Below are 22,641 nucleotides of genomic sequence, written 5' to 3'. Positions count from 1 at the left end.
GATTGCCGACGACATCCGACAGGACGTCCGGCAGGGCATCCGGCGGGGCATCCGGCGGGCGGCGCCATTGAATGATTCATTCAGCATCCATAGACTCCGCCGGTGGATGAATTCACCTTGCGTTCGAGACTCTCCCGGAGATCGGCGAGGGTGGCCGCCGTGCTGCTGATGGCCGCCGGCCTCACCACCCCGTCTTTGTCATCGGCGTCGGCTTTGCCATCGGCTTCGTCATCGGCGTCGGCCGCCCCGCCTGCCGCGGGCAAACCCGCGGTGTGGCCGCAGCCCCAGAGCATGCGGTCGGGACCCGGCCGTTTCACGGTCCCCGACCGGGTCGTGGAGGTGGTCGGCCCGGACACGGACGCCTCGGCCCGCCGGGTCGTCGAGGCCGCCCTCCGCGAGGCCGGCGCCGACCGGATCGTGACGACCGACAAGCCCTCGACGCCGGCCGCCTTCACCGTCTACCTCGACGGCCCCGGCACCACCGACGCACTACGCCGACTGGGCGCCCGCTCCCCGGCCGGACTCCCCTCCGGCGGCTACGCCCTGGCATCCGGCCGCCGGGAGGGCCGTACGGTCGTCGCCCTCGCCGGATCCGACGCGACGGGCACCTTCTACGCGGCCCAGACACTCCGCCAACTCCTGGGTTCTTCGCGCGGGTTGCCCGAGGTGAAGGTCCGGGACTGGCCCACCGCCGCCCTGCGCGGGGTCATCGAGGGCTTCTACGGCACCCCCTGGTCACACGCCGAGCGCCTCAGCCAACTCGACTTCTACGGCCGCACGAAGCAGAACGTGTACGTCTACTCCCCCAAGGACGACCCGTATCTGCGCGCCCAATGGCGGGACGAGTACCCGGCCACCGAACTGTCCGCGCTGAAGGAACTGGTCGACAGGGCGGCCGCCAACCACGTCCGCTTCACGTACGCCCTCTCCCCGGGCCTGTCGGTCTGCTATTCGTCGGATTCCGATATCACGGCCCTGGTCCGGAAGTTCGACTCCCTGTACGCAATCGGGGTGCGGTCCTTCGCGATCCCGCTGGACGACATCAGTTACACGAAGTGGAACTGCGCCGAGGATGAGGAGAAGTTCGGAACGGGCGGAGGAGCGGCGGGCGCCGCACAGTCCCATCTCCTCAACAAGGTCTGGGAGTCCTTCTCGGCGACCCACTCCGGCCTCGAACCCCTGGAGATGGTCCCCACCGAATACTCCGACCTCGCCGACTCCCCGTACAAGACGGCCCTGCGCGAGCGGCTCGACCCGTCCGTGGTGGTGGAGTGGACCGGCGTGGGCGTAATCGCTCCGACGATCACCGCCGACCAAGTCGCCCAGGCACGTGAGGTGTTCGGGCACCCGATCCTGATCTGGGACAACTACCCGGTCAACGACTACGTCACCAGCCGTCTGCTGCTCGGCCCGTACACAGGCCGGGAGGCGGGTGTGGTGAGCGGAGCGTCGACCGGAGCGACCCGGGCGGCCGGAGCGACCGGGGCGGCCGGAGCGACCGGGGCGATCGGGGTGACGGCCAACCCGATGATCCAGGGCGAGGCGAGCAAGCTGGCGCTCTTCACGTCGGCCGCGTACCTGTGGAACCCGTCCGCCTACGACCCACGGGCGGCCTTCCTGGCCTCGGTCCGCGATCTGGCGGGACCGGGCGCGGCGAAATGGCTGCGGATCTTCGCCGAGAACAACTACTCCTCCCAGCTGGACGCGACCGAGTCCCCCACCCTGTCGAAGCTCATCGCCGCCTTCCGCACGGCGTACGAGGAGGACAGCGGGCTGGACCGGGCCGCAGCGGCACTGCGGTCGTACTTCGCCGACATGGCCGCCACGCCGGGTGAGCTGCGGGCTCGGCTGGACAACCCCGGGTTCCTGGACGAGACATCGGCATGGCTGGACAAACTGGGCCGGTACGGAGACGCGGGGCGGACGGCGGTGGATCTGCTGCTCGCCAACAAGCGGGGTGACGCGGCCGCGGTGTCGAAGTACTGGGCGGAACTGCGGGGTGAGCGCAAGGAGTTGGATGCGATCCCCGAGCAGGTGTCACCAGGCGTGATGGACCAGTTCCTGTACACGACGATGCTGGAGAACGCGCCCGACCCGGGCGTCGACGCCGCCTTCGCGCCCGGCTCGCTGAGCCTGAAGCCGGGCGCCTCGGAGACGGTGACGCTCTCCTTCTCGGACAAGCGGAGCCAGGAGGCAAGGACAGTCACCTGGAAGCTCGACGTGCCGGACGGGGTCACGGCCTCTCCGATGGAAGGCACAGTGACAGTCCCGGCCGGAGGTACGGCGACGGCCACGGTCACGCTGGCCGGAGTGAGCGAGGGGGTCCACTCGGTCGTGGTGTCGGGACCGGGAGTTCTCGACCGGGCGATCCCGGTACAAGTGACGGAGGGGAAGGGTCCTTTGAGGGCCCTGACGGCCAACTTCAGTGGCGCGTCGGTCAGTTCGATCGACCTGGCGTCCGGCACGTCCAAGAACATCGCCGTCGGCAACAACCCGGGCGAGGTGGTGGTGAGCGCGGACGGCCGTACCGCGTACGCCGCCAACCAGGGCTCGAACACGGTCAGCGTGATCGACGTGTCGAGCGGCACGGTCACCGCCACGGTCGCGGTGGGCCGGGTCCCGGCAGGGCTCGCGCTGACGCCGGACGGCGAGACGCTGTGGGTGGCCAACTACACGGACGGAACGGTGCAGCCGGTGAACACGGGCACATTGAAGGCGGGGACGCCCATCACCGTCGGCTCGGGCCCGGAGAACATGGCGATCACCCCGGACGGCCGCACCCTGTACGTGGCGAACATCCACGACAACACGGTGACACCGATCGATCTGGGCGCGTTGGCTCCTGGGACGGCGATCCCCGTCGGCCCCCGCCCCTTCAACGTCGTCGCCGCCCCGGACGGCAGGACGGTCTACGTCTCCAACTCCGGCGGCTCGACGGTGACTCCGATCGACACGGCCACCAACGACACCGAACCGACCCTCCTGGTCACCGGCCAGGCGTACGGCCTCGCCCTGTCCCCGGACGGCCGGACGCTGTGGGTGAGCCCGAGCAACGGTGACTACGTGACCCCGGTCGACACGGTGACCGGGGCGCCGGGTTCGCGGATCACGGTGGGCAGGTCGGCCTTCGACGTGGGGGTGGACTGGAGTGGGGGTACGGCGTACGTGACGACGGCCGACGGCAACACGCTGGTACCGGTCGATACGGCGACGGGTACCACCAAGTCCCCACTGGCGACCGAGGCTTATCCGCTGGCCGTCGCGCTGACGCCCGTACCCGTGGAGTGATCGACGGGCGGTACGCCGGATCCGTCCGGCGTACCACTTCTCCCGCTCCGGGCTCCCCTCAAGCCAACCAGCACGCGTTGACGGCGTAGAGGGACTCAGCGCCCCCCGTACCCCTCCACGCCCGCCCTCGGCAACGTGGCCCAGGTCCGCGTTCCGCCTCCCGGTTCGCGGGATTCACCGAAGCCCCAAGTGCCGTCGCAGGCCCGGCAGACGCAGGCGAGGACTCGGAGTGCTGCGCGGCGGCGGGCGTCGCAGGCCACGGCCAGCTTGGACTGAGTGTGTCGGGGATGACTGTCGTAGGCGATCAGACGGAGGGTGGAGGCGCGATAGCGGAGGGAGAAGTAGAAGTTCGGCGACTCCGTGAACTGAGCTGCCACTGCCGTGAGTTCACCGACGGCTTGCAGCGCCGGGTCCAGCATGTCGTGCAGGTCGTGTGCCTTGAGCACCTCCCGCGCCGCTGCCCTCGCGAGTGCCGGGCTGGCCAGAGCAGCGGGGAGCGTGAGGCTGTAGGCGAGGGTTTCGGGTGTGGGGGTGGTGGGGTCCGCGGAGTACGCGGGGGCGACCGGACAACGGGCGACGGACATGGCGGCTCCATTCAAGGGCGTACGGGACGGAGTTCCGGCTCCTGCGGCGACTGGTGGCTTGTCTCCCTGACGCGGGCCCGCCTCTCCCAGGGGAGGAGGTTGCGGGCAGGCTCGCGCGATGCACTTCCAACTACTTGACGCAGGCGATGCGTTACTCAATGTAGGGATCGAGATGGTTCAATTACCACCTCGTTGAGGAAATTAGCCCGTCCGTGGCTCGTCGACACCAGTTCGCGGCAGACTGCTGACGACCCTCACAGGAAGGAAGGGCATGCCACCGAGGACGACACCCACCGAACGCCAGCGGCGTCTGGGCAGCGAGCTTCGCAAGATGCGGTTGGCTGCCGGGATAACAGCCGACCAGGCTGCCGGGCTGCTCGGCCTCGACCGGGCAAAGATCTCCAACATCGAGACGGGTATCCGCGCCATCAGCCCGGAAAGAGTGCGCACCCTCGCTTGCAACAGCGACTGCTCCGACCGAGCCTACGTGGAAGCGCTGGTCGGCATGGCCCGGCCCAACGGGCGGGGCTGGTGGGAGCGCTATCGCGGCGCACTCTCCCCCGGGCTGCTGGACATCGCCGAGTTCGAGGCATCCGCGACTCGAATGCGGACGGCCCATATCTCACACATCCCTGGCCTGCTGCAGACCAGCGACCACGCCTTGGAGCTCTTCCGGGCCGTCCTTCCCCCGCTGCCAGAGCACGAGGTCGCCCTACGACTGGCCTACCGGGTGGAACGACAGCAGGTCCTGGAAGGCGAGAACCCACCCGAGTACGTCGCCGTCGTGCATGAGGCCGCCCTGCGGATGCAGTTCGGCGGCCCCAAGGTTGCTCGCGGGCAGCTCGACCATCTACTGACCGTGTCCGAGCGCCCTGCCGTACGACTGTTGGTCATCCCGTTCGCAGGCGGCACGTTCCCCGGCTCCGGTCAGACCTTCAACTACCTTGAGGGGCCTGTCCCTCAGTTGGACACCGTGCAGATCGACAGCACCCATGGCCCGGAATTCCTGGCTGGTGAAGCGCAGTTGGCCAAGTACCGTACCCATCTGGACTGGATGGAGCGCATCGCCGCATCACCCGAAGACTCGCGGGCCTTCATCCAGGACATCGCCAGCAGCCTTTGAGGAGAGGTCCGATGGACGACATTGCTTGGGAAGAACCCTTCTGCGGCGAGGGAGCCAGCTGCTTCCGCTTGGGCACCGACCAGAACAGCAACGCCTACATCGCCATAGCCGGTGCCGAGAGCACCTACCTCACTGACACTCGCGAAGCGCTCCGAAACATGATTCTGGAGATCAAGGCCGGCAAGGCGGACCACCTACTCTGACGACGCAGTCGGCCGACTGGGCTGTCATGGCGGGGGAATCCCTGGTCGGACGACGTAGCGGCGTATGTGTACGTGCCGCGTACGCGGAAGCGGCCGCGCCTCCCGGTCACGGCTCAACGACCGCTTGCTGCGTCGAGGCCATGCGGCGCAGCAAGTCAGCTTTCGCGCGCACAGCGTTGCCTCGCAGAACGGTTTCGTGGCTGAGCCCGCCGTTCCGGGCTCGCTCCTGGTCTTCCTCACGGGTCTGGTCCGCCACGATCGCGTCCGCGGCCTCACGGAGGACCACGGTCCGGTCCACGGGCGGCGTCACGACGGCATCAGCCGACTCGTAGGTCTCGGCGAAAATGGCGCCTTCACAGGCGTAGTGCTCGCCACGCACCCCTTCGATCAGCACCCAGCCGGGCGGGATCTCGTCCGGCTCCGAGCCTCGCTCCATCGTGCGAATGAGGAGGTTCAGCGCACCGTCGCGTTCTTCGGCGCCGACGAGGTCGCTACCGAGGAAGGCCCGCACGGTGGGCAAGTCTCCCTCGCGGCCGGCCCAGGGCAGGGTGCGGACTGTGACGGGTCTCTTGCGAGCGAGAGTGACTATCACGGTTTGACTCCTGGTCGTTGTAGTGGAATTGGCTCGGTCGTCGGTGATCACGTGACGAACCTATACGGTCGATTCACGGCGTGCTTCAGGTCTCGGCCCCCAACAGTCCGCTGAGAAGCCGTTACCTCGCCGAGTGCGGCGTCCTCATCCCGGACTACGACCTCCACCCGTCACGCGGGGCTTGCGGGACCGACTTGAGCGGTAACACTTTCGCTCCGTCGGAGACGCGCTCACCGCGCTGGTCGGCCGGCCTGTCAATCGTCGTGTTTCGGTGATGCGTTCACCAGGCGCAGTGGCGGCCGTTGGGCCGGTGATACCGGATCGCTACATGTCACGCCGGGTCCATTCACGAGCGTCGGCATTCCGCATCACGTTCTCGGCTGTGGCAGGGTCGGCGAGGAACGGATGCACACGTCGTACGTAGTCAGCCTGGCCGTGCAGCGACTTTCGCAACTGGTTCAGGTTGCGGGCGCTATAGGAGATGCCGCCACGCTTTTCGACGACACCGGCAGCGATGGCCAGCGGCTCGATGTCCGCCGTCAGGTTAACGGCTTCCAGGTGGATTTTGGCGTCGCACCCCACGGTTCCTTCCTGATTGTCGAGCCAGATTCTGTACTCGACACCAGCGCCCCGGTAGATAGAGGCTGGCACTACCAGGTTCCTCTCTTGCGGACCGGTGAGTTTCAAGTCGTCCGCCACATCAGCGAAGGCCGTAGCGACCTCGTCGAAAAAGTTCACTCTGCGTCGTGTCACGGGCGCGTCTCCCCCCTCACCTTCCTTACGGGAGCATCACGTGGGTGTTCGACCATTTCATGGCGGCGATCACCTCAGCAGCCATCCCTACCAATTGCGGAAGAATCTAAAGCCTCGCTTGTCATCGCCTTCCTCGTAGCCCATTGCCTCGATTGTCTTATCTTCCGGAGATCGCCTCAGGAACTTGGCGAGGGCACCTTCACGGCCGCCCCAGATCTCATAGACGGAGGAGAATTCCAGGCGCGGATCGTTACCGATCATCTCGGCTGCTCGATGAAGCAGCGCGAGCGCGGGCAAAGCCTCCCTCTCATCTCCGGTAATCGAATTAGCGATGGCCGCAGCAAGGAGGCCAGCGCGCAGCTCACGCGCATCCTGGTGACGCACCGCGATCGAAGCAGCCCGTTCCGCGAAAGCGCTCAGCACCTGATCAGCATATCGCGGCATCAGGTTCTTGATCCGATCGAATCCGACTTCCTCTGTCACTCCGAGCAACAGATCTCGAATCTGGCCATCCCGAGCAGAGGGCAACTCTTGACGGCCATAATTCACATTCTTGTCGGGTGCAAGAATCGCAAATGATCGCCCATTGGAGCTCATTGCATCACCCCTCCTGGAACGTGCAGCCAATTCTCGCCCCGCTTGCGTCTAGCATTTACGGTTGGAGTGGTGGTCCTGGATCACGTCGTGCCGTGCCGACGCCATTCATCAGCACCGGCTTTCCGCATCAGGTCCACGGCTGCCGCGAAGTCGGTAAGGAACGGATGCACACGCCGGACGTAGTCAGCCTGCCCCAGTAGGGATTTCTGCAACTGATTCTGGTTCCGGGCACTGTAGGAGACGCCGCCGCACTTCTCCACAATACCGGCAGCGATAGCCAGCGGTTCGACGTCCACCGTCAGATCGGCGGTGTCCGTTGGGATTTTGACGCTACATGTGACAGTGCCTTCTTGGCTATCGAAACGGAACCGGTACTCGACACCAGAACCTTTGTAGTTGGCGCTCGGCATAATCAGTTCACTCTCCTCGGGACCCGTGAGTTTGAGCTCCTCTGCCGTGGCAGTGAAGGCCGCGCGAACCTCGTCGAAGAAGCTCAATTTCCGTCGAGCCATACACCCTGATACCCCGCTATCCAGATATGGACCCTCTGCGCCGATTCCCCCACAGGCCCCTAGGATTCCCCTTTAAGCCTTTTCATGTCAGGCCCCAGCCTTAGCCTAGCCATGACGCGTTTGCGATTTATGGCGCGGAGTTTATCGCCAACCTCACCATCTCGCTCCACGGCTTGCTCTACCTCCCTCAAGCGGCCATAAAAGAATTCCAGCTCACTTTCCAAGGGTGGGACATTTTCGATATCCTGCTCCACGCCGTCAATATAGCAAGCCTAAACGCTAGGCGACATCCTCGGCTCTCCACCCCGTGGCGCAATTGCAACGTACCATTCCACCTTCTCCCTCCCCACAATCACTTCGCACAACATACCCTTGAACCTGATGCGAACATTCCCGAAAGGCCCACTCAACTCCTCATCAATTCGCTCATATCCGTCGCCTTGAAGTCGGTCCGAGATTTCAGTCAACCACTCTTCTTGCATACAACTCACCCAATCTCGGGAATCATGGCGCCTCCGGCAGCATTCATGCCGCCCGACACCTCGAACCCTGCGCAGTCCACAACCTGCAATTAGGAAGTGCTTATCGATATTCTCTCCGTACACGAAGAGGGTGTCGATAACCCTCTTTCGGTTACAGGCGCTACGTGTGGGCCGGTGGCGGTTGGGCTAGTGATCCCAGATCGCTACGCAGCATTCTCGCAAGTTTTCCGCAGCACTGGGCCCCTCACCCGAACCTCTGCGCTCCAGCCTCAACCATAAGGCGCTCCACTTCTCCAGCAGCGATTATGGGGTGCACAAGATCCACATATGCGGCCTGCCCCTCTAGCGAATTTTTCATCTGTTTCAGATTACGAGCGCTATAGGAAATTCCGCCACGTTTTTCCACAATCTCCAAGCTCAGTGCCAAGGCCTCGAGACCCACGTGAAACAAGTAGGCATCGCTCCTAAAGTCCACCCACGTGTCCACGTCTCCAGCGCGCCAATCCAGGCAGACTTCATAGACCAGTCCGTCGCCTCTGTACGTCGCAGCCGGCACGACATCCAGATTCTCCTCGGGACCAACGAAACCCAACCTGGCCGACACCCCGGAGTACGCCAGTCGCACCTCTCCGAAGAAGACCTTCGCCGAAGGCGCCATTCCAAACACCCTCACCTTGTTTGCGTAACCATTCAAGGCCGAATCTTATAAACTTCCCAGTAATCAACGAACTGCTGCCAGCCGTAACCTTCACCTTCGAGATATTTCAGTTCTCTAGCATGAACATCCTGGCCGATTCTTGATCACTGCGTCGACCAGGCATACCTCGCGTCACTGGCCAACCTGTGATTGGAAAATAGCTTTCAACACCCTCGCCGGACACGAAGAGGGTATTGAAAGCGTCTTTCGGTTACAGGCACTATCTGTGGACCGGCGGCGGTGGGCTAGTGGTCCCGGATCACGATTTTGCCCGCCAGTACCATTCTCAAGCCCTAGCTTTCCGAATCAGGTCCACAGCTGTGGCGGGGTCGACGAGGAAGGGATGCACGCGGCGGACGTAGTCGGCCAACCCTAGGAGAGATTTCTGCAACTGGTTCTGATTTCGGGCACTGTAGGAGATACCGCCACGCTTCTCCACAGCACCGGAAACGATGGCTAGTGGCTCGATATCCGCCGTCAAACTGACGGTATCAGCTTGGATCTTTATGGTGCACCCCACCCTTCCTTCCAGGTCATTGAGCATGATTCGGTACTCCACACCCGATCCCTTATAGATCGAGCATGGCAGGACCAGCTCGTTCTCCTCAGGACCGGTGAGCTTCAACTCGTCCGCCAGGTCCGCGAATACCGTACTGACCTCGTCAAAGAAGCTGACTTTTCGTTGAGCCACGAGCTCTTTCCTTCGCCTTCCTTGTTCGACCTAGGGAAGAATTCTGTAAACTTCCCAGTAGTTGTCCACTTGGCGCCAGCTGTAGCCCTTACCCATCAGGTATTTGAGTTCTCGCTGATAGACCTTGCCTCCGATGTAAAGGGACTTGCCAGGATCCGTCACCAGGCGAATTGGCGTACCGCTGGCCAGCGCATCATCTATAAAGCGCTTGTTGCGGGTCCAGTTCCATCTTCCGTTACCCTTCGCGCCGATTACCTTTGCGCCGTCTTTTCCCAACTTGTTCATAGTGCCTCGAAGGTTGAGGACTTTGAAGTTGCCAGGGTTATCCAGACGGTAGTTCGTAATGCCTTCTCTGTTCCCTAGGAGGACGGGACAACTGTTGTGGACCAGGACGGGTGTCTCGCCAGCCAAAACATAGTACGTGTGCAGATCGTTGACTGTGAGGTTGTACATCTCGGTGGAACCAGCCTGGTCTACCACGTCGACCACTCGGACGTGAGTGTCGGTCGCGGTGTTGAGCCGGTAGCCGGAGCGGAGTGTGGCGGCTGTCGTCCAGGTCTGGAGGGTCTCGTTCCAGAAGGGGTGGTCGGCGGTGGTGTGCAGGACGGATGTGTGACCGTCGGTGGTACGTACAGTCACGTCGACTAGGTCGTCGTCCTGGTGGGCGAAGCGATGGGTGACGGCCTTGCTTCCTTGGCGTTTGCCGGTGTCAGGATCGGCAGCAGCGACCTTGTCGCCGACCTTGACCTCGCTGATTGCTTTGGTTTCGCCGCTCTTCAACAGGACCGGTGTATCGGGCGTGAAGCTGCACGATGCCTTCATCAAGTTGGCTGCGGCAGCCTCTGCCTCCGCTGCGACCGCTGGTGACGCGCCACGTGCCGCTAGCGCTTTCCCGGTGGATCCGAAGGCAAGCGTGGCGAGGTTGATGACGGCATCAACGATGGCCTCGCCACAGTCCCCGCGGCCGGTGAGACAGTGGTATGTGGCCTTGACACCCCACGGGTCATTCGCACTGTCGGTGCGCACTAGCCCCGCACGCGTGGCCGTGTCGCAGAATGCCTCGACGTTCCTCCGGTCGTAACACTTCTTTTCTGCCCATTTTGAGAGCATCTCGGCGTAGGTGATCGAGTCCGGGTAGCCCCCGCCGTAGCCCATCGCATACAGCTGGTCCTTATCCGGGATGATGACCCGGTCAACCACGGGTGGGGTAGTGCTGGGGGTCGTGCTGGAGCCGTCGTTGGTGGCAGTACCCCCGCCCCCGCCGCTTCCGCTGGTCTTGTTGCCGTCCTCGTCGTAGCAGCCCTCGGTGGTGCAGCCAGGCCCGTGTTCAGGGGTCCAGGCACTGTCGTCGTTGCCGACGCTGCAGCCATCGCAGAACAGACCGCTCGGGTCGCTGAAGGTGACCGGGTTGTTGCCCGCGTAGCTGTAACCGTTCAGGCTCTGGTCGTCGCTCGGGTCCAGGAGCGGGTCGACGCTGATGAACTGACCGATGGACGAGTCGTATTCACGGGCGCCGATGTGAGTGAGGCCGGTGGTGGCATCTCTCGTCTGGCCCAGAAAGCCCTTGTCGTCGGGCCAGGGTCCGTACAAGGGGGTACCGCGGTCCGCGCCGAACGGTGTGGTGTAGCGCTTGGTGAAGGTCTGCCCGGTGTCGCGGTTCACCGACAACGACGCCGTGTTGTGCTGGTCGCCGGTGAGATAAGTGACCTTCTCGGTACCGGACTGGTTGGACCGCACCGCGGAGTTGGTTCCGCTGGCTCCGTAGGTGCGCTGAGCCCAGAGCGTACCGTTGGCACGGAGGTGGAGTTCGGTGGAGCCGGCGTACAGGACGCGTTCGCCGTTCTGCGTGTTGCGGATCAGCAGGCTGCCGTCAGCGGCGTAGAGATAGTCGGTCGCTACACCGTTCTCGGTCAGCTTGCTGAGCTCGCCTTCGGTCGACCAGTCCAGTGTCTGGGTGCCCGACTTGCCGGGGCGTTGCCAGGAGTTGCCACCCGCGTCGTACTTGTAGGTGCGCTCGGGGCTGGCGCAGTCGCCCTTGGTGGTGGTGCCGGTCAGGGTGTGCTTCTGGGTGGTGCTGGTGTAGCAGTACGTCGTATTGGTGTCGCCGGTGGACTTGTGGATCGTCTCCCCGGTCCGCTGGCCCGCCGCGTTGTAGGAGTACGTGGTCCAGTACGGGGCCGGCCCCGACAGACTCGACGAGCTCTTGGTGTCGGAGCACTTCTGCGAGGACGGGGTCCAGGCATCGACCAGGCGGCGGTGACCGTCGTAGGCGAAGCACTGGGTCTCTGCAGAACTGGCACCGCCCAGCAGGGCTGGGTCGCTGATCGAGGTGACGTTTCCGGCCTCGTCGTAGGCGTAGTTGAGGTCCTGGAGCATGTAGCCGTGCGTCTGGTCCGTGACGAAACTGCGGGTCACACGGCCGGTGCCGGCTTCGAAGTTGTTGGCGACGTAGAGGTTCTTGTTGTCGGTGCCGCCCGCGCCCAGGGTCAGCAGGTTCGGCTGGGCGAGGGCCGAGTAGTCCACGTCCAGCAGGTAACCGGTCGAGCCGCCGATGGAGGTCAGGTTGCCGAGGGCGTCGTATCCGTAATCGAGGCTCTCGGCCGAAAGGCCCCCGGCCGCAGGTTCCTTCGTCTGCTTGAGCGTGCCATCGAGGTTGTAGTACATCTCGTACTTCAGTGTCGCGAGGGCCGGGTTGGCTTTGACGAGCGCGTCGCTGGCAGGCAGCTGCAGTTCGGTTGCCGTGGCCCGCTCAAGGGTGTCGTAGGCGGTGACAGCCTGCGTGTAGGCCGCGCCCGCCTTGCCGCCCACATAGCGCGTGGAAGAGGTGGGCAAACCCTTCAGAATGGTGTCGTACGCATAGCTGGTGAGCTGGTTGATGTCTGTCTTGGAGGTCTTCCAGGTTCCCGTCACGCGGCCGAGCACGTCGTACTCGGTCAGGACGGATTGGCCCCGGGAGTCCGTGGACTTGACGGCACGGTCGAGGGTGTCGAACTCGGTGAGCGTCGCCCCGCTGTCGGGGTCAGTGGAGCTCGCTTTGCGGCCGAACAGGTCGTACCCGTACGACCAGGTCGCGTTGTCCGGCCCGGTGATCGTCTTCTCCTGGCCGTCCAGTCCGTACGCGACCTTCGTGGAGGTGTACGCGGCACCGGTGCCAGCCCCGTAGGCGGTGTCGGCAGGACTCGTGCTCGCGTACTCGCGGGTCTCCACGGCCTTGCCGCGGACGTCGCTGATGGTCCGCTGGGCCGAGCCGCCCGCTAGGGCCGTCGTGGCGGTGGAGTCGCCTGTGTAACTGGTGGTGGTGGACCACTTCTTTACGCCGTAGACGAGCAGGCTGGAGGTTGTGGGGCGCCCCGCCCCGTCGAACACCGTCCCCGTCTGGGTGGGCGCCTCGCCGTACTCGGCGCGTGTGTAGGTCGAGTTGGGGGTGCTGCTGGTGTCGAAGATGTCGGCGTACGTCTCGTAGGCCAGGCCCCGCGTGTCGTAACGCGTGTCCGTCAGCAGGCGTCCGCCCTCAGGAGTCGGGGCCTGGGTCTGCAAAGGGCGCAGGGAGGAGTCGAACAGCGTGTAGCTGGTGTTGTAGGTCTCGCCGTCCTTCTTCAGGGTCGACGTAGAGACCCAGGAGGACTGGGTGCTGTCCAGGTGGTAGGCGAACTTCTGGTTCGGAGACTGGCTGGCACTGTCGCGGTTCGGCAGCCAGACCTGGGTGAGGCGGCCGAGGGCGTCGTAGGACAGCTCGGTCTTCTTGAGGTTGGCGTCGTAGATGCGCAGCGGCTGGCCGCGTCGCGCGTCCAGGAAGCTCGTCGTCTTGTAGGTCTTGGGGTCGGTGGTGATCGTCTTGGTCAGCGGGCCCGCGTCGGCCGGGGTGTAGGCGAGGGACTTGGGCGGGTTCGTGGTCGCGTCGCTGACGCTCAGGGGGCGGCCCAGCGTGTCGTACGTCGTCGCGGAGACACGCTGCCAGCCGGAGGGCAGCCGGTCGCCGTCGCTGTTGGCGGTGGCGGCGTAGCCGGTGGCACGGCCGGTCCAGGTTGCGAGGCCCGTCGTGGGCGTCTGCGAGGGTGACCAGGTCGTGGCGCTCGTGTTGTCGTAGACGGTGCTCACGTCCGCGAGCACGTCGCCCCGCGATGGCTTGGCCGGGTCCATGGACGCGGGCAGGGTGAGCGAGGCGTCCGTGGTGGCGCAGGTGCGGGCGACCGTACGGGTGCGGGAGACAAGGCTGTTGATGCCGACGACGCCGTTGCGGGCGTACCAGGTACGGGTGCAGGTCTCGTCGGACCCCTTGCCCACCTGGCCGAAGTCGTCGACCGTGACGGGCATGCCGTAGCCGTCGAACGTTGTGCTCGTCTGGCGTTCGCGCCAGGTCTGGGACGCCGTCAAGTAGGTGTAGCTGTGGACCTTCTCGGTACGGACGAATCGGGCGACGTGGTCGCCGGCGCCGGGTGGGCTCTGCCGGGCCGTCTCCTGTGACCAGGGGTCGTTGACCGTCGCCGAGATCGCGGTGGAGCCGTCGTAGGTGACCTGCTCGCGCAGTTGACCCGCGTACTCGTCCTTGTCGTTCACCGACGCGGCGCCGAGGGCGGGAGACGACAGTGGGGCGACCGTGACGGACTTGGTGGTGCCGTCGCTCTTCTGATCGCCGTGCATGCCTTGCAGGAAGAGGGAGAGGGTCTTCGAGCGGGTGACGCTCGTGGCACCGGTCCAAGCGGTGACTTGGGCGTAGCCGCGCCACTGGGACCAAGTGCGCTCGTTCTTCGGCGTGAACGGTGAGTCGTTGTAGTGCCAGGCCGCGCCGCTGTAGTCGTAGGAGTGCTCGACGGCCTCGTTGTCGGCGGCCGGGTCGGAGACGGTGACGGCCAGCACCCGGTACTTCTGGAACCAGTCGATGGAGGCTTCCGTGGCACCGTTGATGTTCCAGAACTGCGGATAGCAGGAACGGGTGTTGGTGTCCGGCGCGGCAGAGATGACCTGGCTGCGCACGCACTCCTCGCCCGACAGCGTCACCGTGGTGAGGGCACCGGTCTCCGAGGTGATCGTGGAGATCCGGGGACGGGTCAGCGGGAGGATGTTGTCCGTGGCATCGACGCGGTTGGACCGCATCTGGTAGGTGAACGTGATCGGGTCCATGGCGATGCTGGTGGTGCCCGCCTTGGCCGTGCGCTTGATCGACTTCAGGGTCAGCACCTGGTCGGAACTGTCACCGATGTCCCCGCCGTCCAGGTACTGCTCGGTGAAGGCCCAGGAGTCCACCGCGTCGTACGCGGCGCTCGTGGCGTTGTAGGAGGACGTTTCGATGCCGGTCAGACGCTTGCGCGAGAAGAACGTCGGGCCGGTCGCGTCGCAGTCGGTGTCGTCCTGCGAGCAGATCGCGTCGAACGGTACGTCCGGCCAGTTGTCCGAGGTGGCGTCGGTCAGACTGGAACAATCCGCGGCCGTGCAGCGCTCGGCGTAGCCGAAGGTGATCCTCGCGTCAGCCTTGTCCGTGAACAGTGCGTCCTTACGCAGGCCGTACTCGATCCGGTTGAGATATCCACCTCGGTTGTAGTACGAGCTCGCCTTTGTCGCCTGGTTCTTCTTGTAGTAGTTCGCTTCTTTCGAGTACCAGTAGGTCGCCGCGTTGCCGCGGGTGTCCTCGACATAGTCCAGGTTCCATCGCCAGGCCTGGACCACCGACCGGGCGCTGAAGGAGTCGCCGTTGCTGTAGCCAGGCTCATCCGGATCGTCACCGAACACCGCTACGGTCCAAGTGGAGTTGGTGCGCTGAGTGTCTGCACCTTCCAGCTTGTTCAGACCGAACACGTACTTGGTGCCGTCGCCGGTGGTGACCGTCCAGTACTCGCCGTTTCCGTCGCCGTTGTCCGCGCCGGTGGATCGGGTCACCGTCGAGGCGTCGTCGTTCTCCAGCCGCCACTGACCGCTGTCGTCGTCCTTGACCAGCCGTGACGATTTGCCGTTCAGGACGAGGCTCGCGTTGTCGTACTTCCAGCAGAGGTCGAATATGTCGTCGTGGCCGTCGTCGTCACACGATCCGTATGAGCGCTCGATGTAGGAGTCTGTGATCCCGAAGCCTTCACCGACAGACGTGCCCTGGTTGTTGGACCTGGCAGTGCGGCCGTCGACGCTGCCCGAGTCGTACGACAGCGCCAGCGGCGGCTGCGGGCCCGCCGCGGCCGGAGGCAGGGTGAAGGGGTAGGACCAAGTGAAGGAACCGGAGCTGCCGCCCGCCTCCCAGGATGAGGATTCCGAAAGCGGGGTCGCCGAGTAGTTTCCGGAGCCGCTGGGCGACTCGCCGGAGCCGGCCGCCGCGGCGGTGACGGCCAGGACCGTGGCAGTGGCGGTCGTGTTGTCCACGGCCTTTAGGAGCTGGGTCGAGTCGCCGTCCGTGGACTCCGCGACGCGCACCTGCGCCGAGACCGACTGCTGGTCGAAGTCATTCTGCGACGGCAGTGGACGCTGTATGCGGCACTCGGCCTTCTCTGGGGTGGTGAGCACGCATGCGGGAAGCTGCACCATGTGCAGCCGCTGCGCCCAGCCGCCGCCCACGGCGGAAGCGAAGTCGCTGTAGTCGACGCTGACTTGTGCGGTACCTGCTGTGTCCGCCTCTGCGGTCAACAGCACGCCCGTGATGTCTGCCGCGCGGGCGGCCTTCCGGTCCAGCACGGTCACGCGAGCTTGGCCCGTCGCAGCCTTGTCGTTGGACGGAGGAGCCAGCGTCACCGGAACCCCGCCAGGACTCGCCTTGGCCGCTCTGCCCCCGGCAAGGGTCAGCTTCGCCTCGCCCTGGCCGGGCCAGGCAGCCTTCCGCTCGGTCTGCGCCTGCTCGGCCTGCGCTTTGTTGGCTTTCTTGTCCCGGGCTACCTGCTCCCGTGCCTTCTTCGCGCCAGGGCCGTCGAACTCCTTGACCTTGCTCACCCGAGACTCGGGGACGTCCGGGCGGCCCAGCCCTCCGGACTCCGCGGCCTGAGCCACCTGGGCTACGCCCATCGGCACGACCAGCGCCAAGGCCAACGACTGCACCAGCAGCCTGGCCGACCTGCGCCATCCACTTCGTCTGACGCGTCCCCACGGAGACGTCCCTCTGCTCATCGTCATCGTGCTGCCCCCGCTTGTGTTGGCTGAAGGACCCGGAGAGCGGGTCGGAGAGTGACCCGAAAGGTGGGTCGAAGTGGAAAGCCGGAGGGGGCGGGGCGGCCGCTTGGTGTGCTGTCCCGCCACCTCCGGGTCAGTCGCCGACGGTCTCGTCCACCTGGTCCGAGCCGGCCATCGCGCCCGCCCACAGTCGGACCTCGGCGACTCGCCCGGGCAGGTAGTACTTCCAGGCGCTGCTGTTGAAGCCCTTGCCGATGGCGAAGTCGCCCGTGCCGATCTTCGCGGTGAATGCCTTTTCACCGTTGTTCACGGCACCGACGTACAGGCTGATCGTGCCGTCCTGGGCGTTGAAAACACCGGTGAGCCGCACCATGCTGTCCATGACCGCGACCGCTTCCGAGGCCACTGCGCTGAACGTGCCGTCGGAGTTGAGCCGACCGAAGTGCCAGTAGCCCTTCGTGACGGTCTTCTCCTCTCCTGTCTCCTGGTCCAGTTCGGCCCCTTGTGTCTCCACCTCGTACCAGAAGCCCCACGCAGAACCGTCTGATGTGCGCTGACCGACCACCTGACCGATGTAGCCGACGCCCTTGTTCTTGAGCGTGTCGCCGTCCAAGTCCGCCAGGGCGGTCACCGTGAACGAACCGGTGTCGTCCACTACCGGCCCGGTCACCGTGGCAGCGTCGTCCACGCCATCCAGCACGATCGCCTCACCGTCGAGCGAGGCACCGCCGGCCAAGGTCAGCGAGCGACCGTAGCCAGACGTGGTGTCCGCGATGGTGGTGCCGGAGCCATGGTCCGCCGACCAGTTCGCGACCAACTCCACATCCGCGTACGTCTTCGACGTCAACTGCTTCGCCTCTTCGGCGATCTCTCCGTCGGACACCACTCGCTGCCACACCTTGGGTTCGTCGATGCTGCCCTTGAAGTAATCCACGTAGCTGTCGCCGTACAGCAGGCGCCCGATCTGAAACGCGCCGTCGGCGTGCCATGCGGCCCCGGCGTCGGTCGACGCCTGGAGCTTGCCGTTTACGTACAGGTAGATCTTCTTCGCAGCGGCGTCATGGACACCGGCGATGTGCGTCCACACACCCTTGGGCATCGCGTTCGGTGCCGCCGCCTCATGGAATGCGCCGGTCTTGTCCAGGACGCGCATGCTCCACTTGGTGCCGTAGGAGATGATGAACGGGCTGTAGTTCTTGGCGAATGGGCTTGTCGTCGCCGACGACTGACTCAGCGCCGTGACGGTCTTCGTGGATGACGGGTCGACCCGCACCCAGGCGCTGACTGTGTACGACTGCGAGGTGTCCAGGACCGTGCCGGTCGTGGCCGCGTAGCCTGTGCTGCCGTCGAGTGCCAGTCCCTTGTCGGAGACTTGTGTCGGCAGCGGTGCGCCCGCGGCATCCCTCGTGATCAGGCCTCGGCGGCCGCGGTCGTCGCGGGCTGCGCCGCCGGCCAGAGTCGCGTTGTCCGGGCCGTCCCAGGTGGCGGTGTCCACTGCGGCACCGTCGGCTTCGGTGAACTGCCACTGCCCGACTGGCTTCTGACCATCGCCTACCAAAAAGCTGACAACGGACTGCGCACCGTACCGGCCGATGCCATCTTTGGCCCGCACGTACAGGGTGTACAAGGTTGCCTTCGTGGGCGTGATGGGCAGCGTTACGGAGGAACCCTTCTGGTCGGGCGACCAGGCAGCATCCGACGACAGTCTGTACTGGTAGGCGATGTTGGTGTCGCCAGCGGCAGGTTCAAAGGTGAATGTTCCCTTCATCCCCGGTTCGCCGTGTGCGGTGCAGTCGTTGGTCGCGCATTCCTCGTACGGGGTACCGATCGTGATGATCGGTTGCTTTGGGGCACTGGAGTCCACCTTGAAGTAGCACCAGTTGGACGACGAGGCGTTCGAAGGCCCGGCCAGATAGCTGGCACCGTCGTTGTAGTACGAACGCACCCAGGCCCGGTACCGATAGAGCGTGCTGTCTGTGAGGTTGGACCACACCAGGTTCACCTTGGTGTTGTCACCGACGTAGCCGGAGGAGGGGCGCTCGTCGCCCCAGTCCGCCGGGGTGTCCACCCAACTGCTGCCGCTCTTCTGGTCGAGGTCGTAGGCAATGTGCAGCTGCGCTTCCTTCTCACCGCCCGCTTTGGTCTGCGCAGTCGCGGTCAGGGTCGGGAAGGGGCTGGAGATGACTGCCGGGTCGTTCTCGTCGGACTCACAGACCGTGCCGGAACCGGTGACCAGACCGATCGCGCTCGGCTTGTCGGGCACACCCACGAACTTCACGGCGAGGACGGCGTCGTTCTTGAACCGCTTCCAGGCCGAGGCGTCACTCTCGTCGTGCGCTTTGATCTCCAGAGTCAGCCGGGAAAAGCTGCCCGCCGCGAAGTTCGCCACGGTCGAGGTCAGGTTCTCGTTGGTCTCCTCCGGGTTGTCGTTGAACTCGATCGGCGCGTCCGGGGAGTCCGGGTCGCACAGCGAACCACGGCCCGCGGAGACGTACCGGTCCACCATCAGGTCCAGTTCCTTCGGACGCGAGGACCAGGTCGTGGCGGAGGAGATGTTGTTCGTCCGGACCAGGTCCACCCAGCGCGGGTCGCACTGGAATGCCCACGGCTCCGTCACTCGGAAGGTTGCATCCAGGACCTTCTTGCCCTTCAGGCTGGCGGGCGAGAACTCGAAGTACAGCTTCTGCACGTATCCCGGACCGCAGTAGTAGCCGTTCCAGGTGCCGCACTTTCCCGCGCCCTTGCCCTGGTCGTCGTCGCCGTTTCCCCAGCCGTACGACTCGTAGCCGTCACTGCGCAGCAAGGTGCGCTCCGACTCCCCCCACGTCACTGTCGGATCGATGAACAGCGGGAACGCGTCCGCGTCGGTCTTGGTGAGCATCGCCGTGTCGGGCTCGACGGACAGCGAGTCCTCGGTTACCTGCACATCCATCCGGGCGAAGGTGTCGCCCTGGCCCGGCTCAACACCCGAACCTGAGGGAGCCGCCTCGGCGGGGTCGGCGGAGGCACCGCTCGGCTCGCCTTCCGTGAGGACCTGAGTCTTCATCAGCTATGTCTGCGTACCGGAGGTCTCGCCAGTCGCTGCCGATGCATCGCCCGCCGAGTCCCACATTCGCGCCGGCGGCGCCCGGAACACGGTCTGGCCAGTTCCGTCAACAGCCGTCAGATTCCCGGCCGCCCCCTCAACTACGTCCAACCCCTGGGCCTTCAGTCCGAAGGTCAACTTCTTCAGCTCGTCGCTCGCCGCAGCTTCCGGCGTTTTCACCACGAACACCGGCTGAAAGCTCTCCGGTGTCACCGCCACCTGGAGATCCACACCCGGCAGGACCTCCGCGTACACCGCCCGCGTACCGTCCAGTTCCGGCTCCGGCAGCTTCCCCGGCCACCGCAGCTCCAGGGACTTGCCCGCATCCTCGATGGAAGCCAACGGCGCCTGCTCACCACCCGCCGAGAACGCCATCTCGACCGCCGCGGCCCTTGGCCCCACCGAACCGTCCGAGCGCTTCACCAAAGTCGCATCCGGCGCCTGCCACCCGCCGTCCGGCTTCGGCACCCGCACGGGAACCACCGACTGTTCCAGCGTGAACGTGAACCCGTCCGGGTTCGCGAAGACCGTCGACCGGTCCGTACGCTCCCCGACCATTTCCACACGCTCACCGGATTCCGCAGCCTGCTCCAACGCACGCTGCCCCTCGGTCAGAGAAGGGGGATCCGACTCCGCGGCAGACGCGGAAGTCTGCTGAACGGGTGACACCAGGACTGCCAGCAGGGCGGCGACCACGACCGCCGCGACCCTCGCATCGGCATGTTGATCATGCGCATGACATTTCGATATGCGTCTAGCAGACGAGCCGAATCGCACAGAAACACGCCCCCCGTGTCACACGATCTTCAAATTGTGCCCATATTCAAACCACAGCCTCACCCTCCGTCAACCAAAGGCAACAATGCATCAGGTACCCCAACAGCTTCGAACTGGCCAGACCAACCTCTCTCCGCACCAGGTGATTTGCCCGCTTCGGGAATGAATCGGCCCGCTTCTTAGCGCTCCCTTTCGGCCGACTTCATTCCGACACGCCGACGGTGGTGACCCTCATCAGCTCGCCGTCCGCCGAACCCGCCCCGCATACCGCTTCTCCAGCTCCAGGTTCCCCTCGAACCCCCCCGGCACATTCGCCGACACATACACCGGCGGCCGCTCCCCGGCGGCGAGCAGCACCGCCGACGCCTCCGCCACCGCCATCTGCACCAGCATCACCCCTGTGAGCGTGGACAGCGCGCACACCGCGCCCCCGCCCGGCAGCTCCAACAGCGCGTCGCCGACCGGGGCGGCGTTGTCGAGGACCACGTCGGCCAGGTCGGCGAGCTTCTTGCCGCTGGGGTGGCCGGCGGGGACGGCGTTGGTGTGGGTGAGGGAGGTGATGGCGAGCAGTTTGTGGCCCTGTTCCTTGACTCGCAGGGCCATCTCCACGATGACGTTGTTCACGCCGGAGTTGGAGATGACGACGAACAGGTCCTGAGGGCGGGGGGCGGCCAAGTCGTACAGGCGCGCGGCCACCCCGGGCTGCCGCTCCAGGAGCGGGTCGTCGAGGACGGACGGGGCGTCGCCGCCGTAGAGGACGAGGTCGGCGATCTGGAGGCGGTTCGTGGGGACCAAGCCGCCCGCGCGGCCCGCGACTTCGAGGACCATGGCCTGGGAGTGCCCGGTGCCGAAGGCCTGGATGACCCCGTCGGCGCGTACGCAGTCGGCGATCAGTTCCGCGGCGCGGGCCACGTCGGCGCGGGCGGACTCGGTGATCTGCTGAAGGACGGCCAGGCTCTGCTGCGCGAAGCCCTGGGCGCTGACGGACTCGACGGACTCGACGGACACGCGGCACTCACTCCCCACTGGTAGATCAACCGCTGATGGATTGAACCACCCTATACATCTCCATCGGTGAATCAATAAATCACAACCTGCCCCCTGCATTCAATCCGCCTGCGCACCCGCTCCCCACCCGGTTCACCCGGTCCTGGTATTCAAGGAGCCATCCACCCGGTGGCTGATACCTTCTCCCCATGCCTCCCACGGACGTCACCTCACTGATCCGCACCGAGCTGCCCCGGCTGGCCGGTTCCCTGCGCAAGGTCGGCGACCTGATCCTGGAGGATCCGGCCGCCGTCACCCACTGTTCGGCCGCCGAGCTGGGGCGCCGCACCGGCACCTCCCAGGCGACGGTGACCCGGTTCTGCCGGGCCATCGGGCTCGACTCCTACCAGCATCTGCTGATCGAGCTGGCCAAGGAGCACGGCCGGGGCGAGGTCTCCGACTGGGGCACCGCCGAGATCGGGCCGGACATCTCGCCCGACGACAGCCTGGAGCGGGTCGTGCAGGTGGTGGGCAGCGCCGATCTGCGGGCTGTGCAGCAGACCATTGACCGGATCGACCTCGACGCGATCGAGCGCGCGGCGCAGGCCATGGCCCGGGCCCGCCGTATCGATCTGTACGGCACCGGCGGCAGCGGGGCCGTGGCGCTGGAGACCGAGACGCGACTGTTCCGTATCGGCTGCTCGGTGCGCGGCTGGACCGAGGTGCACGGCGCGGCCACCTCCGCCGCCCTGCTCACCCCGGCGGACGTGGCCGTCGGCATCTCGCACTCGGGGGCCACCCGGGAGACCATCGAGCCGTTCGAGCTGGCCAAGGAGCGGGGCGCGACCACCGTGGCGCTCACCTCGGACCCGCGTTCACCGCTCGCCAAGGCCGCCGACATCCGGCTCGTGTCGTCGGCCTCGGAGACCAACTTCCTCACCGGCATCGGCGGCCGGCACTCCGTCCTGGTACTGCTCGACTGCCTCTACGTCCGGGTCGCGCAGCTCTCCTACCAGCGCGCGAGCGCCTCGCTCGCCCTGACCGACCACATCGTGCCGCAGCACTCGGCGAAGGGGCGGCGCGGTCGCTGACGGCCCGGCGGCGGCCTGCCGACCGACAGTGATATTGCATAGATGATTCACCGAGAACACGCGTAGATGGTTGTTTGAACCATCCCTGCGATGCCA

General features: G+C 65.4%; 13 protein-coding genes and 1 pseudogene. 4 read left to right on the top strand and 10 right to left on the bottom strand.

Annotated features, from left to right (window positions below; translation table 11 throughout):
• Positions 1 to 168 precede the first annotated feature (168 nt).
• Entirely contained in the window at positions 169 to 3,288 is a 3,120-nt protein-coding gene (locus tag ABZ928_RS01610; protein WP_361514909.1) for a beta-N-acetylglucosaminidase domain-containing protein, read from the top strand.
• A 95-nt stretch (positions 3,289 to 3,383) separates the two neighbouring features.
• Here the strand turns inward: ABZ928_RS01610 and ABZ928_RS01605 are convergent, their stop codons facing one another.
• Positions 3,384 to 3,872 carry an ATP-binding protein gene (locus ABZ928_RS01605; RefSeq protein WP_361514430.1) on the bottom strand — a complete coding sequence of 163 codons (489 nt, stop codon included), beginning with the start codon at positions 3,870 to 3,872 and terminating at the stop codon, positions 3,384 to 3,386.
• 271 nt (positions 3,873 to 4,143) lie between these two features.
• Here ABZ928_RS01605 and ABZ928_RS01600 point away from each other — a divergent pair, with 271 nt between their 5' ends.
• Positions 4,144 to 4,995, top strand: coding sequence for a helix-turn-helix transcriptional regulator (locus tag ABZ928_RS01600; RefSeq protein ID WP_361514429.1), 852 nt, complete (start codon positions 4,144 to 4,146; stop codon positions 4,993 to 4,995).
• An 11-nt stretch (positions 4,996 to 5,006) separates the two neighbouring features.
• Positions 5,007 to 5,198 (top strand): hypothetical protein, encoded by a 192-nt coding sequence (locus ABZ928_RS01595; protein ID WP_361514428.1) that lies wholly within the window; start codon positions 5,007 to 5,009, stop codon positions 5,196 to 5,198.
• 106 nt (positions 5,199 to 5,304) lie between these two features.
• Here the strand turns inward: ABZ928_RS01595 and ABZ928_RS01590 are convergent, their stop codons facing one another.
• From ABZ928_RS01590 to ABZ928_RS01550, 9 genes and pseudogenes are all read right to left on the bottom strand, one after another.
• A complete protein-coding gene (locus tag ABZ928_RS01590) occupies positions 5,305 to 5,709 on the bottom strand; it encodes a hypothetical protein (protein ID WP_361514427.1) in 405 nt (134 codons plus the stop codon).
• Positions 5,710 to 6,114: 405 nt separating this feature from the next.
• On the bottom strand, positions 6,115 to 6,543 hold the full coding sequence (locus tag ABZ928_RS01585; RefSeq protein ID WP_361514426.1) for a hypothetical protein: 429 nt from the start codon (positions 6,541 to 6,543) through the stop codon (positions 6,115 to 6,117).
• 87 nt (positions 6,544 to 6,630) lie between these two features.
• A complete protein-coding gene (locus tag ABZ928_RS01580) occupies positions 6,631 to 7,140 on the bottom strand; it encodes a hypothetical protein (RefSeq protein ID WP_361514425.1) in 510 nt (169 codons plus the stop codon).
• 80 nt (positions 7,141 to 7,220) lie between these two features.
• Entirely contained in the window at positions 7,221 to 7,637 is a 417-nt protein-coding gene (locus ABZ928_RS01575) for a hypothetical protein (RefSeq protein WP_361514424.1), read from the bottom strand.
• 741 nt (positions 7,638 to 8,378) lie between these two features.
• On the bottom strand, positions 8,379 to 8,828 hold the full coding sequence (locus ABZ928_RS01570; RefSeq protein ID WP_361514423.1) for a hypothetical protein: 450 nt from the start codon (positions 8,826 to 8,828) through the stop codon (positions 8,379 to 8,381).
• A gap of 289 nt (positions 8,829 to 9,117) precedes the next feature.
• On the bottom strand, positions 9,118 to 9,522 hold the full coding sequence (locus tag ABZ928_RS01565) for a hypothetical protein (protein ID WP_361514422.1): 405 nt from the start codon (positions 9,520 to 9,522) through the stop codon (positions 9,118 to 9,120).
• 30 nt (positions 9,523 to 9,552) lie between these two features.
• Complete coding sequence (locus ABZ928_RS01560) at positions 9,553 to 16,500, bottom strand: polymorphic toxin-type HINT domain-containing protein (RefSeq protein ID WP_361514908.1); 6,948 nt, start codon at positions 16,498 to 16,500, stop codon at positions 9,553 to 9,555.
• Positions 16,501 to 16,738: 238 nt separating this feature from the next.
• A pseudogene (locus ABZ928_RS01555) lies at positions 16,739 to 20,065 on the bottom strand (LamG domain-containing protein).
• 636 nt (positions 20,066 to 20,701) lie between these two features.
• Complete coding sequence (locus ABZ928_RS01550) at positions 20,702 to 21,475, bottom strand: SIS domain-containing protein (protein ID WP_361514421.1); 774 nt, start codon at positions 21,473 to 21,475, stop codon at positions 20,702 to 20,704.
• A 188-nt stretch (positions 21,476 to 21,663) separates the two neighbouring features.
• Here ABZ928_RS01550 and ABZ928_RS01545 point away from each other — a divergent pair, with 188 nt between their 5' ends.
• Positions 21,664 to 22,545, top strand: coding sequence for a MurR/RpiR family transcriptional regulator (locus ABZ928_RS01545; RefSeq protein ID WP_361514420.1), 882 nt, complete (start codon positions 21,664 to 21,666; stop codon positions 22,543 to 22,545).
• Positions 22,546 to 22,641: the final 96 nt, after the last annotated feature.

It is taken from the genome of Streptomyces sp. NPDC046909, from assembly GCF_040644695.1.
Lineage (GTDB): Bacteria > Actinomycetota > Actinomycetes > Streptomycetales > Streptomycetaceae > Streptomyces.
This window is presented reverse-complemented; position numbering and strand designations above follow the sequence as displayed.

Coding starts and splice junctions, on each gene's coding strand:
- ABZ928_RS01610 (WP_361514909.1), top strand. CDS start 169: ATGGCCGCCGGCCTCACCACCCCGTCTTTGTCATCGGCGTCGGCTTTG.
- ABZ928_RS01605 (WP_361514430.1), bottom strand. CDS start 3,872: ATGTCCGTCGCCCGTTGTCCGGTCGCCCCCGCGTACTCCGCGGACCCC.
- ABZ928_RS01600 (WP_361514429.1), top strand. CDS start 4,144: ATGCCACCGAGGACGACACCCACCGAACGCCAGCGGCGTCTGGGCAGC.
- ABZ928_RS01595 (WP_361514428.1), top strand. CDS start 5,007: ATGGACGACATTGCTTGGGAAGAACCCTTCTGCGGCGAGGGAGCCAGC.
- ABZ928_RS01580 (WP_361514425.1), bottom strand. CDS start 7,140: ATGAGCTCCAATGGGCGATCATTTGCGATTCTTGCACCCGACAAGAAT.
- ABZ928_RS01560 (WP_361514908.1), bottom strand. CDS start 16,500: ATGGGCGTAGCCCAGGTGGCTCAGGCCGCGGAGTCCGGAGGGCTGGGC.
- ABZ928_RS01545 (WP_361514420.1), top strand. CDS start 21,664: ATGCCTCCCACGGACGTCACCTCACTGATCCGCACCGAGCTGCCCCGG.